16 protein-coding genes and 1 pseudogene are annotated in these 15,454 nt (G+C 70.0%); 8 read left to right on the top strand and 9 right to left on the bottom strand.

All coding sequences use genetic code 11. The annotated features are described in order from the left end of the window. Position 1: 1 nt before the first annotated feature. Complete coding sequence (locus OG257_RS04820) at positions 2–709, bottom strand: succinate dehydrogenase (RefSeq protein WP_329205016.1); 708 nt, start codon at positions 707–709, stop codon at positions 2–4. Between the two features lie 96 nt (positions 710–805). Here OG257_RS04820 and OG257_RS04825 point away from each other — a divergent pair. Continuing rightward, positions 806–1,681: pseudogene (locus OG257_RS04825) on the top strand (LysR family transcriptional regulator); the annotation flags it as partial. A 129-nt stretch (positions 1,682–1,810) separates the two neighbouring features. On the opposite strand, the gene OG257_RS04830 reads toward OG257_RS04825, so the two are convergent. From OG257_RS04830 to OG257_RS04840, 3 genes are all read right to left on the bottom strand, one after another. Then, a complete protein-coding gene (locus OG257_RS04830) occupies positions 1,811–3,985 on the bottom strand; it encodes a putative bifunctional diguanylate cyclase/phosphodiesterase (protein ID WP_329205017.1) in 2,175 nt (724 codons plus the stop codon). Beyond that, on the bottom strand, positions 3,982–4,800 hold the full coding sequence (locus tag OG257_RS04835; protein WP_329205018.1) for an SAM-dependent methyltransferase: 819 nt from the start codon (positions 4,798–4,800) through the stop codon (positions 3,982–3,984). Before OG257_RS04835 ends, OG257_RS04830 begins: the two co-directional genes overlap by 4 nt. Positions 4,801–5,005: 205 nt before the next feature. Continuing rightward, the gene (locus tag OG257_RS04840; RefSeq protein WP_329205020.1) at positions 5,006–5,968 is read right to left on the bottom strand and encodes an SCO0930 family lipoprotein; all 963 of its coding nucleotides are present in this window, start codon (positions 5,966–5,968) and stop codon (positions 5,006–5,008) included. A gap of 206 nt (positions 5,969–6,174) precedes the next feature. On the opposite strand from OG257_RS04840, the gene OG257_RS04845 reads away from it, so the two are divergent. The 3 genes from OG257_RS04845 to OG257_RS04855 all read left to right on the top strand — a co-directional run bounded on the left by OG257_RS04845 (position 6,175) and on the right by OG257_RS04855 (position 8,198). Beyond that, a complete protein-coding gene (locus OG257_RS04845) occupies positions 6,175–6,687 on the top strand; it encodes a hypothetical protein (protein ID WP_329215557.1) in 513 nt (170 codons plus the stop codon). Positions 6,688–6,720: 33 nt separating this feature from the next. Further along, positions 6,721–7,488, top strand: a complete 768-nt coding sequence (locus OG257_RS04850) for a bestrophin-like domain (RefSeq protein ID WP_329205022.1) — start codon at positions 6,721–6,723, stop codon at positions 7,486–7,488. A 164-nt stretch (positions 7,489–7,652) separates the two neighbouring features. After that, on the top strand, positions 7,653–8,198 hold the full coding sequence (locus OG257_RS04855; protein WP_329205023.1) for a hypothetical protein: 546 nt from the start codon (positions 7,653–7,655) through the stop codon (positions 8,196–8,198). 98 nt (positions 8,199–8,296) lie between these two features. Here OG257_RS04855 and OG257_RS04860 read toward each other — a convergent pair whose 3' ends face one another. After that, positions 8,297–8,929 carry a hypothetical protein gene (locus OG257_RS04860; RefSeq protein ID WP_329205025.1) on the bottom strand — a complete coding sequence of 211 codons (633 nt, stop codon included), beginning with the start codon at positions 8,927–8,929 and terminating at the stop codon, positions 8,297–8,299. A 313-nt stretch (positions 8,930–9,242) separates the two neighbouring features. Between OG257_RS04860 and OG257_RS04865 the strand changes: the two genes are divergently transcribed. Beyond that, positions 9,243–9,905, top strand: a complete 663-nt coding sequence (locus OG257_RS04865; RefSeq protein ID WP_329205027.1) for a class F sortase — start codon at positions 9,243–9,245, stop codon at positions 9,903–9,905. Positions 9,906–9,933: 28 nt separating this feature from the next. On the opposite strand, the gene OG257_RS04870 is transcribed toward OG257_RS04865, so the two are convergent. After that, positions 9,934–10,779, bottom strand: a complete 846-nt coding sequence (locus OG257_RS04870; RefSeq protein ID WP_329205029.1) for a polysaccharide deacetylase family protein — start codon at positions 10,777–10,779, stop codon at positions 9,934–9,936. Positions 10,780–10,944: 165 nt separating this feature from the next. Between OG257_RS04870 and OG257_RS04875 the strand changes: the two genes are divergently transcribed. Next, positions 10,945–11,406 (top strand): universal stress protein, encoded by a 462-nt coding sequence (locus tag OG257_RS04875; protein ID WP_329205030.1) that lies wholly within the window; start codon positions 10,945–10,947, stop codon positions 11,404–11,406. A 46-nt stretch (positions 11,407–11,452) separates the two neighbouring features. Here the strand turns inward: OG257_RS04875 and OG257_RS04880 are convergent, their stop codons facing one another. Further along, positions 11,453–12,664, bottom strand: coding sequence for a CapA family protein (locus OG257_RS04880; protein WP_329205032.1), 1,212 nt, complete (start codon positions 12,662–12,664; stop codon positions 11,453–11,455). Positions 12,665–12,921: 257 nt separating this feature from the next. Here OG257_RS04880 and OG257_RS04885 point away from each other — a divergent pair, with 257 nt between their 5' ends. Then, complete coding sequence (locus tag OG257_RS04885; RefSeq protein WP_329205034.1) at positions 12,922–13,491, top strand: sigma-70 family RNA polymerase sigma factor; 570 nt, start codon at positions 12,922–12,924, stop codon at positions 13,489–13,491. On the opposite strand, the gene OG257_RS04890 is transcribed toward OG257_RS04885, so the two are convergent. After that, complete coding sequence (locus tag OG257_RS04890) at positions 13,425–13,622, bottom strand: zf-HC2 domain-containing protein (protein ID WP_329205036.1); 198 nt, start codon at positions 13,620–13,622, stop codon at positions 13,425–13,427. The two genes, OG257_RS04885 and OG257_RS04890, sit on opposite strands and share 67 nt — an antisense overlap. A gap of 111 nt (positions 13,623–13,733) precedes the next feature. On the opposite strand from OG257_RS04890, the gene OG257_RS04895 reads away from it, so the two are divergent. After that, positions 13,734–14,246, top strand: coding sequence for a hypothetical protein (locus OG257_RS04895; RefSeq protein WP_329205037.1), 513 nt, complete (start codon positions 13,734–13,736; stop codon positions 14,244–14,246). A 19-nt stretch (positions 14,247–14,265) separates the two neighbouring features. On the opposite strand, the gene OG257_RS04900 is transcribed toward OG257_RS04895, so the two are convergent. Then, positions 14,266–15,453 carry a sensor histidine kinase gene (locus OG257_RS04900; RefSeq protein ID WP_329205039.1) on the bottom strand — a complete coding sequence of 396 codons (1,188 nt, stop codon included), beginning with the start codon at positions 15,451–15,453 and terminating at the stop codon, positions 14,266–14,268. Position 15,454: the final 1 nt, after the last annotated feature.

The raw sequence follows: 15,454 nt of genomic DNA on the forward strand, positions 1-15,454 counted from the left end.
GTCAGCTCACCACTCCGGTCATGACGGCCAGGGGCACGGAGACGAAGCCCACCGTCAGTACCACGGCAAAGATGTTGGCCAAGGACTTCAGCACCCGGTCGCGGGTCGCGTTGCCCACGCCGAGGGTCTGCGCCGCGCTCCAGAATCCGTGCTGGACGTGCAGGCCCATGGCGAGCACCGCGACGATGTAGATGACGTTGCCGTACCAGGTGGAGAAGGTGTCGAGCACGTTCTGGTAGGGGTGTCCGTCCTGGAATCCGCCGGTGTGCACGGTGCCGGTGGTCAGGTCGAGGATGTGCCAGACGATGAACAGGGCCAGGATGATGCCGCCCCAGCGCATGGTGCGGGTGGCATAGCTCGCGCGGGCTTTCTTGTGCACGTACGCGTTCGGGCGCGCCCTGATGTCGCGGCGGCTCAGCTGGTACGCGGAGACGGCGTGCAGGACGACGGCCGCGACGAGCACCACGCGGATGATCCACAGGGCCCACTCGTAGTGCAGGAAGGGTTCGCCGAGGGTCCGGAGCCAGTGGGCGTAGTGGTTGAACTCGTCGGACCCGAAGAAGATCTTCAGGTTGCCGAGCATGTGGACGCTCAGATATCCGAGCATGATCAGGCCGCTCACAGCCATGATCATCTTCTTGCCGACGGACGAGTCCCAGAGCGTACGCGTCATGGACGGCCGTCGGTCCGTCCGCGTTGCCAATGCCATGGACACGACGCTAGGGCCGAAGGGCACCATCGGTCCAAGACATGAAACTACTCATGTCCATAGGCATCCGCTATGCACGCCGCTATCGTCGGTTCCATGCACTTCCAGCAGCTCACCTATTTCGTGGCGGTCGCCGAGGCGAAGCACTTCACCCGGGCCGCCGAGGAGGTGCACGTCTCGCAGCCGTCGCTCTCGCAGCAGATCAAGGCGCTGGAGAACGAGCTGGGTGCCGAGCTGTTCAGTCGCGCCCGGGGCAACATCGCGCTCACCGACGCGGGCGAGGCACTGCTGCCACTGGCCCGCCGGATCCTGGCGGACGCCGACACGGCACGGCACGAGGTGCAGGAGCTGGTGCAGCTGCGCCGGGGACGGATCAGGCTGGGCGCCACCCCGAGCATCTGCACGGGCCTGCTGCCCGACATGCTCCGCGCCTTCCACGATCTGCACCCGGGGGTCCAGCTCCTGATCGAGGAGGGCGGCTCCCACGACCTCGTACGCGGGCTGGCCCGGGGCGCGCTGGACCTCGCGTTCCTCGTGCTGCCACTGCCCGCCGCGTCGCCCGCGCTGACCACGGTGGAGCTGCTGCAGGAGGACCTGGTGGTGCTGTCGTCGCCCGCCCGGCCGGCTCCCGGCCATGAGGGGAGCGTCCGCATCGCGGATCTCGCGGACGAGCCGATGGTGATGTTCCGGCACGGCTACGACCTGCGGGAGCTGACGGTGGCCGCCTGCCGCGCGGAGGGCTTCGAGCCGTCGTTCACGGTGGAGGGCGGCGAGATGGACGCCGTGCTGGGCTTCGTACGGGCGGGGCTCGGAATCGCGGTGGTCCCCCGCATGGTCGCCGTACGGGCCGGCCGCGACCTGCGGACGACACCGCTGGCCCCGCCCGGCCTGCGGCGCACCATCGCGCTCGCGCACCGCAGCGACGTGGCGCCGCCGCGGGCGGCGCGCGAACTGCAGCGGGTGCTCCTGGCCAGGGTCGCGAACGGGCCCGGAGGTACGGACACGGCAGTACCGCCCGCCACGCCCTCAACCGCCGATCCGGCCCGTCCGGCGGTTGAGGATCAACCACCGCACCACGTACGGCGGTTGAGGACGAGGACCTCAGACCGCGTCCGCCAGCAGCAGGGAGTGGATACGGTCCGGAGCACCGGGGCGCGCGTAGTACCAGCCCTGAGCCGTGTCGCAGCCCAGCTGCCGCAGCTGCTCGGCCTGCGCTCCGGTCTCCACGCCCTCCACCGTGACCGCGAGGTCCAGGCTGTGAGCGAGCGAGACGATCCCCTCGACTATCTTCAGGTCGACCGGGTCGGCCGGATGGTGCTGCATGCCCTGTGTGAAGGAACGATCCAGCTTCAACACGCTCACGGGCAGGCGGCGCAGGTTCGCCAGGTTCGAGTAGCCGGTCCCGAAGTCGTCCAGGGCGATGTCGACGCCCATCTCCGCCAACTGCCGCAGCGGCTTGAGCAGATCGTCGTCGGCACCGATCAGCGCCGACTCGGTCACCTCCAGGCACAGCGCGCCCGGCTCCAGTCCGGAGCGCTCCAGGACGTCGACGGTCTCGGCGACCAGCCTCGGGTGGTGCAGCTGCGTCGGCGAGAGGTTGACGTTGATCCGGAGCGGGCCGCCGTCGGTGTGCCTCTCCGTCCAGTACTTGGCCTGGCGGACGGACTCCTCCAGCACCCAGCGGCCGAGCGGCACGATCAGCCCGGTGTGCTCGGCGAGCGGGATGAACCGGTCGGGTCCCAGCACACCGTGCTGCGGGTGGCACCAGCGCACGAGCGCCTCCGCACCGTGCACGCTGCCGTCGCCCAGGTGCACCAACGGCTGGTACTCGATGAAGAATTCGCCGCGGTCCAGGGCCGCGGGCAGAGCCGTCGTCAGACCGTGCCGGGTGATGGCTCGGGCGTCGGCCTCGGCGTCGGCGATCGCGAAACGGTTGCCGCCCGCCGACTTGGCGCGGTACATGGTGATGTCGGCACTGCGCAGTACCTCGGCGGCGGTACGTTCGCCCGACGGCCCCTCGACCACGCCGATGGACCCCCGCACCGTCAGCTCCCGGCCGTCGAGCCGGATGGGTGTGGCGAGCGCCGAGAGGATCCGGCCGGCGAGCTCGTCGACCTCGTCCTCGGTACGCGGACCGGTCGTCAGGGCCACGAACTCGTCCCCGCCGAGGCGTGCGACCATCTCGCCCGGGGCCGTCGCGCAGCTCTGCAGCCGGTCGGCGACCTCGACCAGGAGCCGGTCGCCCGCCGCGTGGCCGAGGCTGTCGTTGATCGCCTTGAACCCGTCGAGGTCGAGGTAGCACAGGCCGAAGCGCATGCCGTCCTTGGCGGCGAGGGCCTTCTCCAGGCGCTCGAAGAACAGGGTCCGGTTGGGCAGCCCCGTGAGCGCGTCGTGCGTGGCCTCGTAACGCAGCCTCAGGTTGAGCAGCCGCCGCTCGGTGGTGTCCTCCATGAGGGCGAGCTGGTACTCCGGCCTGCCCTCCGGGTCGCGCAGCAGCGAGACCGTGAGGTTGGTCCACAGCACGGTGCCGTCGTTGCGGTAGTAGGCCTTCTCCACGCGGTAGTGCTCACGTTCCCCGCGCACCAGCTCGTTGTAGTACCTCCACACCTGGGGCGAGTCCTCGGGGTGGACCCACTCGTTCACCTTGTGGCTGCGGACGTGGTTCTCGAGGCCGCCGAACATCCGGGTGAGGGTGTCGTTGATCTCCAGGATGTTGCCTTCGAGGTCGGCGATTCCGATCCCGACGGCCGCGTCCTTGAACACGGCACGGAACCGCGCCTCGGTCGCGTGCAGCGCCTGCTCCGCCTGCGAACGGGCAGTGAGCGCCGAGCGGGCGATGGCTTCCTGCTCGGCGAGCGTCCGCTCGCGCAGCGCCTGGGTGAATCCGCCGGCGAGCGCGTGCTGCATCCGCGCGCAGCGGGCCCGGCCGTCCTCGGTCGACAGCTCCGTGGGGCCGTTGCTGCCGCAGTAGAGCACCAGGTACGAGTCGACGACGCCGAGAGTGGAGCTGAGGGCGTCGGGATCCGTGCAGTGGGCGGCAACCAGCGCGGCCCCCACCTGATGTGCGGACGCCGCGTCGAAGGGCCGCGCGTGAAGGATTCCGCTGAGATCCCGTGCCAGCGGCAGCAGATGCTGCTCGAACTCCGGGCGGGTCATGGAGGTGGCCGTGGACGGAAAGATCGCCCGGCTCCAGATGGTGGCGAATCTCCGGAGCCGGCCCTCGGGGCCGTCCGGTTCCGCGTCCGGTGCGCCGGACGCCTGGGCGGGGATGCTCACGCCTTGCGTCCAACCCCGGCGAAGCCCGAGAAGGCGAACGGGTCTTCCTGCGCCCGCGCCTCGGGGTTCTCGGGACGCCAGTCGGGCATCGAGACGAGTCCGGGCTCGACCATCTCGTACCCGTCGAAGAAGCTGCTGACCTCGTCGCGCGACCGCATGATCAGCGGATTGCGGATGTTGCGGTAGACGCCGACCGTGCCGCCCGCGTCCTCCTGGGAAAGCGGAATCCCCTCGTACGAGGCGTGGGTCAGGACGAGCAGGCTGCCGGGCGCCAGCGCTTCGCGCAGTTCGGCGACCGCCTCGTACGGTGAGTCGGCGTCCTCGACAAAGTGGAGCACCGCGACGAGCAGCAGGGCCACCGGCTTGTCGAAGTCGAGCAGTCCGCGGATCTCCGGGCTCTCCAGGATCTCCGCGGGCTTGCGCAGATCCGCCGAGGCGACCACGGTCCGCTCGTTGCCCTCCAGTACCGCCTGGCTGTGTGCGACCGCGACCGGATCGTGGTCGACGTACGCGATCCGGGCTTCCGGGTCGGCCGCCTGGGCGACTTCATGAACGTTGCCGAACGTCGGTATGCCCGAACCGATGTCCAGGAACTGGCTGATACCCGAAGTGGTGGCGTAGTGCACGGCCCGGCGCATAAAGGCGCGATTCGCCTGCATGATCTTGGGAAGGCCCGGCATGAACTCCATGGCCTTGCGGGCCGCTTCCCGGTCCACCTCGAAATTGTGCGAACCGCCCAGATAGAAGTCGTACATGCGAGACACGCTCGGCACCGAGATGTCAATGCCCTGCGGTGCCCAGGAGGGACGCTCCATCGATGTCTCCAACAAGTCGCCACGGCGATCCGGCCATGTTCATGGTCAGTGTTGACCAGAGGCTACTGATCGACCGCCAAGAGAGCGAGTGGAAACGGAAATTAGAGATCCGTTATTGGTCACACACCAGTGGCATGTGCAACGGGGTCCGTCGCTGCGTGTGAACACCCAGCGACGGACCGGCACTGCGAAGACCTCTTCGGGACTACTTGGAAGCGCCCACGAGCTTTGCGTTGGGCGACACCGCGTACCATGTGCCCCCGACACCTTGGCCGTTGGTGTCTCCGGGCTCGAGGTCGCCGGCGAAAGTGTAGATCGGCCAGCAGTCGACGGACTGCTGCTTGATGCCGTCGGGACGGTCGAAGGTGACGAATCCCTTGGTGGTGACTCCCTCGACATCATTCTTCGACACGGGACTGACGACGGGCCACTTCTTGAGGCACTCTCCCGTGCACGCGGACTTCATCGGCCATGCCGAGTCCTTCTTGAAGCGGTAAACCGTCATGCCCCGCTTGTCGACGACGATCTCTCCGAGTTTCGGGTCCTTACGGACCGAAAGTCCGGCGAGATCAGCGGGTTCCGCACCGGCGGGGCCATCCGCGTTCACCGCGGCCTTCTTCCCGTCCGGAGCCGAGGCGAACCACGTACCTCCGACGCCCTGCCCGTTCGCTTCTCCGGGCCCGGTGTCCTTCGCGTACCGGTACATCGGCCAGCCGGCGATGGTCAGCTGCTTGGTGCCGTCGGCCCGTGCGACCTCACCCATCAGTTCGGCATCGGTCCCCGCGGCGGCCGTGGCGTCATCGGCGGGCACCACCGGCCAGGTCTTCGCACAGTCGCCCTCGCAATTCGACTTCGGTGGGCTCGCGGTGTCCTTGTCGAAGCGGTAGAGCGTGAAGCCCGCGCTGTCGGTCAGCACCTTGCCCAGTTCCTTGCTGTCCCACACCGCGAGCTGCCCGGCCGCCTTCGGCGCCGCCGCGTCAGCACCCGTGTCGGAGCCGTAGCCCCCGTCCGAGCCGTATCCGCTGTCGGCCGGCTGCTGCGCGGGGGCCGCGTTGCCCACGGCCTGGCCGTTGGGGGACGCGGTGCCCTTCTCCTGACCGCACGCCGTCGTCAGCGCCAACAGGGCCACCGTCGTCACCGCGAGCGAGGCGTTCCGCCAGGTATTCATGTCGACTCCCGTTGTCCTTCTGCCGGTTGCGACGCGAGTCCGCGTCGTTCATGGCCCTAGGTACGGGCGGATGGTCCCTCTCTGTTCAACGGGTCCCCGAAAAAGTTTCTCCGGCCGCAAACGCGAATCGACGAATGTCCCCACCATCAGGCGAATCGACTTCCCACTCCGCGTGCCGCAGGGCGGCGGGGAACATGATCCCCGGCGTGTACGGATCACGCATCGTGCGGCTCATAGCCGCCACCTCCCTGCTCTGGCTGCTCGCCGTCCCGGTGCCCGCGGCCGGTGACAACTGCGCGGTGGCCTCCATCGGCCAGGGGGACGGCAGTTCATCGGTCGCCGTGTCGGGTGACGGGCAGTGCAAGGCAGTCGTCGCCGAGCCCGAACCGGCCCCGCCACCACCGCCCCCTCCGCCGCCCGAACCGCCGCCACCACCACCGCCCCCTCCCCCACCACCTCCCCCGCCGCCCCCGCCTCCTCCACCGCCGCCCCCTCCGGCCCCCGCGCCGCCCGAACCGGAACCGGAACCCGCGCCGCCGCCGCCGTCGCCCACGGCACGTCCCGCACCGCCCTCACCCAGGCCCGTGGCACTCCCCACCTACCGCAAACCACCCCGCAAGAAGCCCCGGGCCGGCCCTTCGCTGGTCTCGCTCACCCTCGTGATCACCGCTCCCGCCGTCTTCGCGGTGGCCGTACTGCGGCCCCGCTCGTCCCGATGACCGATGCCCGATGAAGACCGACGAAGGAAGCCCATGTCGGAATGGCTTGTTCTGACCATTGCCATGGCCTCGGCCTGCGCCGTCGTCCTGACCATCGCAGTACTCAACAACCGCCGCATCGGCGAGGACGACGACCCGTCCGAGACGCCCGACGTCATCGAGTACATGACGATGATGATCGGCGTGGTGTACGCGATCGTCCTCGGCCTGGCCATCGCGGGCGTCTGGGAGGGCCGCAGCGCCGCCCAGGAATCGGTACGCCTGGAGGCCCAGGCACTGCATGAGGTCAGCGCGCGGGCAGCCGTGTACCCGGTCGAGGTACGCGACCGGATCCGCAGCGATGTCGACGCCTACGTCTCGTATGTCGTCGACGAGGAGTGGAGGGCGATGACGGAGCACAGCAGCCTCACCGAGGAGGGGACACGCCTCCTGGACCGGCTGCGGGCCGACGTCACGGAGTACAAGCCGCGTACGGACCACGAGGGGCAGGCGTACCAGCCGCTGGTGGACCAGGTGGCCGCGGTCGACGACGCACGGGGCTCCCGGGGCCAGAACGCCGGTGCGACCATGCCGGGAGTCGTATGGTTCGGCCTGATCACCGGGGCGCTGGTCACGGTCGGACTGATCTTCACGCTCCAGATCCGCAGAACGTTCCGCGAACTGCTGCTCGCCGGCCTCTTCAGCGTCCTGATCGCCTTCCTGCTCTTCCTGATCTGGGATTTCGACGCCCCCTTCGGCCGGGGCATCTCCGCCACGACCGCCCCGTTCGTCGATCTGTTCCCGCACGCCACGGGCGGATAGAACAGCCGGCGGGTGCGCCGGCCGGGGGACAAGGCTGCCCCATTCGCCGGACCCCGATCGCGGGTGATATGTACCACTTCTACCGTTCGGGCATCGAGGTGCATTTCTGATGCCTTGCGGAAATCCGTTCCGCAGCTGCTCCTCGGGGACCCGGAGGATCCACCATGCGCGCGATACGTGTCGCACCCGCCGCCCTGCTGGGCGCGGCCGCCTGTTTCCTGATGGCACCGGCCGCGTCGGCCCACGTGCTCACAGGCAACACGTCCTCGTTCACGCCGACCATCACTCCGTCGACGGTCGCGCCGGGGGGCCAGGTCACCCTCGGCGCGATGGGGTGCACCAGTGACGCGACCGCGTTCTCGGGTGTGTTCGACACGACCACGATCCCGCGAGGCAGGTCGGCCACCGTCACGGTCGACTGGGACGCCAGGCGCGGGGCTGTCTACGAGGTGACCTTCCGCTGCGGCACCTCGACGCGGACGGCCGACCTGTCCATCACGAGCGGTGCCACGAGTACGCCCACCAACACCCCCACCACCGCTCCCACCACCAGCTCCACCGCGTCTCCCAGCGGTGTACTGGGCGGGCTCGGCGGCAGTGTCGACACCATGGACCCCGGCGAGATCGCAGCCGGGGCCGCATTGGTGACGGTCGCCGCAGCCGGTACCGCGTACGTCCTGCGCAAGCGGCGCACCGGCCGTCAGCACTGACGGTTCCGCACAATTTCACAGCGCACGACAGTCGCCCCGGGTCCTGGTCCAGGACTCGGGGCGACGGGCGTATCGGGCCGGGCGGGAGGTTCGACGCGTTACATTGCCGCATTGCTCATCCGGCGGCGAACGATGAAGACGGCACCGCCCACAGCCGCCGCGGCGACAAGACCGCCTCCGATCTGCATCTCGACCGAGCTCGGCCCCATGGAGCCACCGAGACCGCCCTGCGCACCCCGGCTGGGGAGCACGGTGAAGCGTGCCGTCGCGACGGACGGGTCGTTGTCGCCACGGCCACCGCGCTCATCGCCGTTGCCACGCTCATCGCCGTTGCCGCCTTGGCCGCCGTTGCCGCCCTGGCCGCCGTCGCCACCGTTGCCACCGGTGCCGTTGCCGAAGTTGTTGTCGCTCTCGTTGCACCTCACGGACAGGCTGTACTGCCCGGGCGTCGCGTTGTCCCGGATGCGGGGGGTGGCGTAACCGACCCGTCCGGGCGAGAGGTTCACCGTCGGGAAGGCGTTCGACCACACCTTGCCGCCGGAGCGGCCGCATCCCTCTGCGCTGACCTGCAGGGTGGCGCCCTGGTGGACGGAGGACGGGTTGACTGTGACGTTGGTCGGGGCAGTGCTCGGGTTGCTGCCCGGGCCGCCGCCTGCGATCGCCATCGGAGCAGCGAGTCCGACCGCCGCGAATGCGGTCGCGGTCACCGCGAGAGTGCGTGAAGCACGCATCTTTGAACCTCCAGCGGGAAGCGCCCCGGAGTCCTGTTCCCCGGGATGAATCGACGAGAACGCGTCCCATGACGAACCCTCACCAGATACCGCAAGTGTTGCACTTCGGCACTGCTCCACCTCGGTGAGCCGACACGCCGTGCGTCGGGCCCGTAATCTGACGGAGCCGCAGGTCACGGACCGTCAGAAGTTTTATCTGCTCATTACTCCGAAGTAGAGGGCGCCCCGGTGGCCGCCACCCGTTCGCTCTTCCCTGATCGCCGCCGCACCGCCCCGCGCCTAGCGTTTGCGATGTCGCGACGAAGGGAGAACCATGGGCCGGGACCACTGGGGCGCCGAGCGGAGCAGACGCACACCTTGGGGCGCGATCGCCCTGGTGATGCTCACCGGGCTCGCCCTCATGCGCAATGGCGTCGAGACCTCCCCCGGACCACCGCAGCCCGCCGCCGCGGCCTCCGTGGCGGGCCCGAGGGACGTGGCGGCCGCCGCACCGGTCGAGGGCGAACCGGTGCAGCCCCTGCCGTACGCGCCCGCCGCCCGGGTCCAGATTCCGTCGATCCAGGTCGACGCCCCGGTGATCGATGTGAACCTGGATCCGGCCGGCTGGATCGAGGCGCCGCCCGCGCAGGACCCGAACCTCGCCGGCTGGTACCAGAACGGCATCGCACCGGGGCAGCGCGGTACGGCCGTCGTGGTCGGCCACGTGGACAACCTGTCGGGCCCTGCGGTCTTCTACGGCCTGGGCTCCCTCCAGAAGGGCCAGCGCGTCGAAGTGGCCCGCTACGACGACCGGGTCGCGGTGTTCGAGGTCTACGGGGTCGAGGTGTTCGCCAAGAACGACTTCCCCGGAGCCCGGGTCTACGGCGACACCGGGTACTCCGAGCTCCGGGTCATCACGTGCGGCGGCGGCTATTCGAAGGCCGGTGGATACGACGGGAACGTGGTCGTCTTCGCCCGGCTCGTCGAGACGCGCTAGCCGCCGGGAAAGGCGCGCGCCGCAGCCGTCAGGTGCGGCGCGGGACGGTCAGGCGGTAGCCGTCCTCGATCAGCGCGGGCAGATACCGGCGCAGGGCGGCGACGCTCTGCGACCGGTCGCCGCCCGCGTCGTGCGACAGCACCACGACGCCCGGTGCCGCGCCCTTGCGGATCCGGCGCACGATGGTGGACGTTCCCGGTGTGGTCCAGTCCAGCGAGTCGACGGTCCAGGCCATCGGTTCCATGCCCATCGAGGCGCCGATCTCGAAGGAGTTGCGGTTCCAGGCTCCGTACGGGGCCCGGTACCAGAGCGGCGCATCCCCCAGCGTCCTCTCGATCACGTCGCTGGTCCTGCCGAGCTCGGCACGGATCGCACGCCGGGAGAGCGTCGGGATCAGGGGGTGCGACCAGGAATGGTTGCCGACCACGTGTCCGTCCGCCGCCATCTCACGCAGCAGGTCCGGGTTGTCCTCCGCCATCTCCCCGCAGACGAAGAACATCGCCCGGACCCCGTACCTGCGCAGGGTGACCAGGATGTCCGGTGTGTACGAGGGGTCCGGGCCGTCGTCGAAGCTGAGGACCATGGCGTCGTGCCCCAGGTCCGGGAGTTCCTCGAACGGCCGGGTGCGCACCGGTGGCGCCTCGGGCCGGAACCGGGGCGGGGCGTGGGAGGTCATGGGCCGCAGCCGGTACCCGGCCGGGGGCGTCCGCGCGCTCCTCGGCGGGCCGGCGACCCCCTTGGGCGGCTCTCCGCCGGGACGCGGAGGCGTTCCCGCAGGGTCCGCGGCGATCATGTGTACGGCGGTGGCGGCCCCGAGTCCGAGGGCGAGGCGCAGGAGTGTGCGGCGGCCGGCCGGAATCTGATCATGTTTCATGGCCAACTGCTCGCACGCCGTGCGGCCCGGACCTGTCGGCGACACCAGGTGCGCGGCAATTTGCACCCGATGGAGGGAGTGCGCCGACGGGGTCGGACGGGGACATTCCGGTTCGTGCGGTGGCCGGGTCGGGCTCGCTGCTGGAGTGCGGATAACCTCACTGCCGTGACAGACCAGCGACACGACCGGTTCGAACGCGGCACGGACGGCCCGAAGGTGATCGTCGCGGGCATCGACGGGTCCGACTCCTCGATGCGGGCCGCGGCCTACGCCGCCGGCCTCGCACGCCGTCAGAACGCCATGCTCGCCCTTGTGTACGTCCAGCCGGTGATCCCGGCCGGCGCCGCGCTGGGGGTCCCGGTCTCCGGGGCGACGGAGGAGATCGCCGAGGAGCTGGTGAGCGAGATCAGGACGGCGACCGAGCGGCTCAAGGACATATGGAATGTCCGCTGGGAGTTCCACACCTTCCGAGGCGATCCGTACAACGGGCTCGTGACCGCTGCGGACGAGCTGAAGGCGGACGCCGTGGTGGTCGGTGCGTCGGAGTCGGCGGGGCACCGGTTCGTGGGGTCGGTGGCGGTCCGGCTGGTGAAGGCGGGGCGCTGGCCGGTGACGGTCGTACCGTAGACCGGGGTTTCCGCCTCGCCCCTTGACGCCTTGACGCCGCCGGGGGCTACTTCCCCATCACCAGGCCGTCCTGGCCGGCGCCGCGACTGAGGACGACATCGCGAATCCGGTCGCGGGCCTCCCACCGGTGGTCCGCTCCGCCCTCCACTGCCGCGTCGAGGTTCCACGCGCGCCCGGTCACGGGATCGAACCGGTGGGGGATGAATTCGGCCTTGCTGACTGTCCAGCGCTCCCCGGGTTTCCCGGGCGGCGCGAAGGTGAAGCGGCCCATCGAGCTCTCGTTGCCGCGTGGGTCCTCGGCGCCCTCGTGGTTGACCATCGCACCGGAGATGTGGTCGCCCATGCCGTAGACGATCCAGGTGCCGTTGACCTTCTCGTACGCCTGTGGGACGTGGGCGTGGGTACCGAGGATCAGGTCGATGTCGGGGCGGCCCCCGGTCACGGATGCGGTGAGTTCGCGGCCCAGCGCGAGCTGGTCCTCGTCGGGGTCGTCCTGCCACTCCGTACCCCAGTGCAGGGAGAGGACGACGACGTCGGCGCCGGCGCGGCGGGCCGCCCTGGCGTCCGCGACGATCCGGTCCCGGTCGATCAGGTTGACCGCCCAGGGCTGGCCCGCGGGCAGAGGCATGTCGTTGGTTCCGTAGGTGTACGCGAGGTGCGCGACCTTCGGGGCCCGCTTGCCCCGACCGGCCTTGAGCAGGGTGGGGCGGCCCGCCTCGGCGGACGATCGGGCGGATCCGGCGTGCGCGATGCCGGCCTTGTCCAGAGCGTCGAGGGTGCGCCCGATCCCCGGCGCTCCGTCGTCCAGCGTGTGGTTGGACGCCGTGGAGCAGGAGTCGTAGCCGGTGGAACGCAGTGCCTGTGCCACCTCGGGCGGCGACTTGAAGGTGGGGTAGCCCGTGTAGGGGCCGCCGTCCTGCCCGTACACCGTCTCCATGTGACAGATGGCCAGATCCGCACCTGAGACGGCGGGGACGGAGCCCTTGAGCATCGGCCGGAAGTCGTAGCCCCGGCCGCCCGCGTCGGCCGCGGCCCGGTCGATGACGGAGGAGTGGGGCAGGATGTCGCCCGAGGCCAGGAGCGTGAAGGTGCGCGCGCTGTCCGCTCCCCCGCCGCCCGCCCCGCTGCCGCCCCCGTCCGCGGACAGCTGGCGTCCGGCGAAACCCGGGGGCGTGGACTGCTGGCCGGTACAGGCCGTCGCGGCGGCGAGCAGCCCCGCGACGGCGATCACCGCGCCTTGTCGGATGCGCTTCGTCATCGGCACGACTCCCAGTTCGGATGATTTCGGCCATCCGAATACACATATATTCATACTGGCGAGTCAAGGACATAGGTGGTGAAGTACCTGAATCGGCCGTATCGCCGCCTGCCGACCGTTCACCGCACCACTCGCCGCTCCGTGCGACCGCTCGGCGCACATCTCGGTGTGCTGCCTGTTCCCCCGGGCCGCGATGCGTTCGTATACGCCAGGCGGGAGCGAGGCGGCAGGGGCCTCTTCGGGAAAGGACGTTCACGATGACCACGGCGACAACCGATGAGCGGACCCTCGCGGAGCTGCAGCGGGAACACGGGCCGGCTCTGTTCCACTTCCTGCTCGGGCTGACGTTCGGCGACCGGCAGCGCGCGGAGGACCTGCTGCAGGAGACGCTGGTCCGCGCCTGGCAGCATCCGGAGGCGTTCGACGCCCCGTACGACTCGATGCGCCCCTGGCTCTTCACCGTCGCCCGGCGTCTGGCCATCGACGCACGCAGGTCCCGCCAGGCCCGGCCCGCCGAGGTCAGCGACGTGGTCCTGGAGAGCGCCCCCGCCCGGGAGAACACCGCTGACTCGGCGGTCCGCGCGCTCGATGTGCGCGAGGCGGTCAGGACGCTCAGCCCGGAGCACCGCGCGGTGCTCGTACAGATCTACTTCCGCGGGCTGAGCGTCGGCGAGACGGCGCAGGCGCTCGGCATACCGGCGGGCACCGTCAAGTCCCGTTCGTACTACGCGCTGCGGCTGCTGTCCCGCAATCTTCCCGGCTACTCCAGCAGGTCGTCCTCACTGAGCAGCGCGAGCAGGGACACCGTGTCCGCGACCTCCACGTAGGCGGCGGCGCACGCGTCGCACCGCTGGAGGTGCCCGGCGACCGGACCGCTCTCCTCGGCGGCCAGCGCGTCGAGCACATACGCACCCAGCAGCTCCCGCACATGCGGGTCGTCGCCGCGTTCGGCGGTCATCGCACCTCGTATCTCCCGACGGATCCTGCCCTTCTGCCCACGCGGGGCACGCGCCCCCGGTTCAATGCTGCGTGAAGCCCGGTACCGAGTCGAAGAAAGAGGCGAGACGGGATGCGTCCCGAACGGCACGATGGAACCAGTGGGGGCGGGCTGCTGGTCCCGATGGACTGGATGTACGCCGAGTACATCGCGGACGAACTACTGGTGACCGGCGACCTGATGGAGCCGACGACTCTGGAGTACCGGGCGGGCCGGGATGCCCTCGCCCTGACGATCTTCCTCTCCGAAGGGGCGGTGGCCGACGCGCTGCCTGCGGCCCGCGTGGACGAACTGCGGCTGCTCACCGCGTACGGAGCGGCGTGGAGACACTGGGTGTGCGCACGGCTGGACGCCCAGGAACCCCCGGGGTCCGAGGGTTCGCCGGCGGACCCCGACCTCGCGCTGGCGCGTGCGGCCTGGCGCTGGCTGGAGGAGACCGAACTCCTGGCGGCGGACCTGGACGCGATCGGGCCGCCGCCGCCCTGGGAGCCGGCGGGGACCGAGGAGGAACGGGAGGCACAGGTGTGGACTCCCGCGTGGCAGCTCGGGCTGCCGCTCGGGCACCTGGCCATCCATCTCTACTGAGCGGACGCACCACGGGACGTCATGAACCGTGGACTCCCGCACGGTACTTGGGCAGTCGCAGAGTGATCTTCATGCCTGCGCCCACACCGGTCTCGATGACCAGCCCGTAGGCGTCGCCGTACACCTGCCGCAGCCTTTCGTCGACGTTGAGCAGCCCGATCCCGGTGGACGTACCGCCCTCGCCGCGCAGGATCTGCCGCAGCCGGTCCGGCTCCATACCGATGCCGTCGTCCTCGATGACCACCTCCGCCTCGGCGCCCGCGTCCAGGGCGCTGATCGTGATGCGGCTCCGCGTGACGGCGCCCTCCAGGCCGTGCTTGACGGCGTTCTCGACCAGCGGCTGGAGGCAGAGGAACGGCAGGGCGACGGGCAGCACCTCCGGGGCGACCTGGAGGGTCACCGAGAGCCGGTCCCCGAAGCGTGCCCGAACGAGCGCCAAGTACTGGTCGATGGAATGCAGTTCGTCGGCCAGGGTGGTGAACTCGCCGTGCCTGCGGAACGAGTAGCGGGTGAAGTCGGCGAACTCCAGCAGCAGTTCGCGTGCCTGCTCGGGGTCGGTGCGGACGAACGAGGCGATCGCCGCGAGCGAGTTGAAGATGAAGTGCGGGGAGATCTGCGCCCGCAGCGCCTTGATCTCGGCCTCTATCAGCTGCGTGCGGGAGCGGTCGAGCTCGGCGAGTTCCAACTGTACGCAGACCCAGCGGGCGACTTCTCCCGCAGCCCTCGCCAGGACGGCGGATTCACGGGGCGCATAGGCGACGAGTGTGCCGAGCACCCGGTGGTCGACGGTCAGCGGGACGGCGACGGCCCAGCGGAGCGGGCAGTCGAGGTCGCCGCAGTCGCTGTGGAAAGCGGTGTCCCGGCCGCTGGCGAGGAGCTCCTGGACGTGCTGCATCACGTCCTTGCCGTGATGGTCCCCCTCGCCGTCCCACACGAGCACCCGGTCCCGGTCGGTGAGGCAGAGGGCGTCGGTGCCCAGCAGCGAGCGCAGCCGGCGTGCCGACCGGCGGGCGCTCTCCTCGGTGAGTCCGGCGCGCAGGGGCGGCGCGGCGAGGGAAGCGGTGTGCAGGGTCTCGAAGGTGGCGTGCTCGACGGGCGTACCCACGTCACTGGTGCGCACGGGCCGTGCGGTGCGTCCGAGGAGGAAGCCCGTACCGAACAGCAGCAGGGTGAGCACGGCTATGACGGCGATCCCGGCTCCGGTCACC

The organism is Streptomyces sp. NBC_00683 (genome assembly GCF_036226745.1).
In the GTDB taxonomy this organism is placed as follows: Bacteria; Actinomycetota; Actinomycetes; order Streptomycetales; family Streptomycetaceae; genus Streptomyces.

Coding starts and splice junctions, on each gene's coding strand:
- OG257_RS04820 (WP_329205016.1), bottom strand. CDS start 709: ATGGCATTGGCAACGCGGACGGACCGACGGCCGTCCATGACGCGTACG.
- OG257_RS04835 (WP_329205018.1), bottom strand. CDS start 4,800: ATGGAGCGTCCCTCCTGGGCACCGCAGGGCATTGACATCTCGGTGCCG.
- OG257_RS04840 (WP_329205020.1), bottom strand. CDS start 5,968: ATGAATACCTGGCGGAACGCCTCGCTCGCGGTGACGACGGTGGCCCTG.
- OG257_RS04850 (WP_329205022.1), top strand. CDS start 6,721: ATGTCGGAATGGCTTGTTCTGACCATTGCCATGGCCTCGGCCTGCGCC.
- OG257_RS04855 (WP_329205023.1), top strand. CDS start 7,653: ATGCGCGCGATACGTGTCGCACCCGCCGCCCTGCTGGGCGCGGCCGCC.
- OG257_RS04860 (WP_329205025.1), bottom strand. CDS start 8,929: ATGCGTGCTTCACGCACTCTCGCGGTGACCGCGACCGCATTCGCGGCG.
- OG257_RS04865 (WP_329205027.1), top strand. CDS start 9,243: ATGGGCCGGGACCACTGGGGCGCCGAGCGGAGCAGACGCACACCTTGG.
- OG257_RS04870 (WP_329205029.1), bottom strand. CDS start 10,779: ATGAAACATGATCAGATTCCGGCCGGCCGCCGCACACTCCTGCGCCTC.
- OG257_RS04880 (WP_329205032.1), bottom strand. CDS start 12,664: ATGACGAAGCGCATCCGACAAGGCGCGGTGATCGCCGTCGCGGGGCTG.
- OG257_RS04885 (WP_329205034.1), top strand. CDS start 12,922: ATGACCACGGCGACAACCGATGAGCGGACCCTCGCGGAGCTGCAGCGG.
- OG257_RS04890 (WP_329205036.1), bottom strand. CDS start 13,622: ATGACCGCCGAACGCGGCGACGACCCGCATGTGCGGGAGCTGCTGGGT.
- OG257_RS04895 (WP_329205037.1), top strand. CDS start 13,734: ATGCGTCCCGAACGGCACGATGGAACCAGTGGGGGCGGGCTGCTGGTC.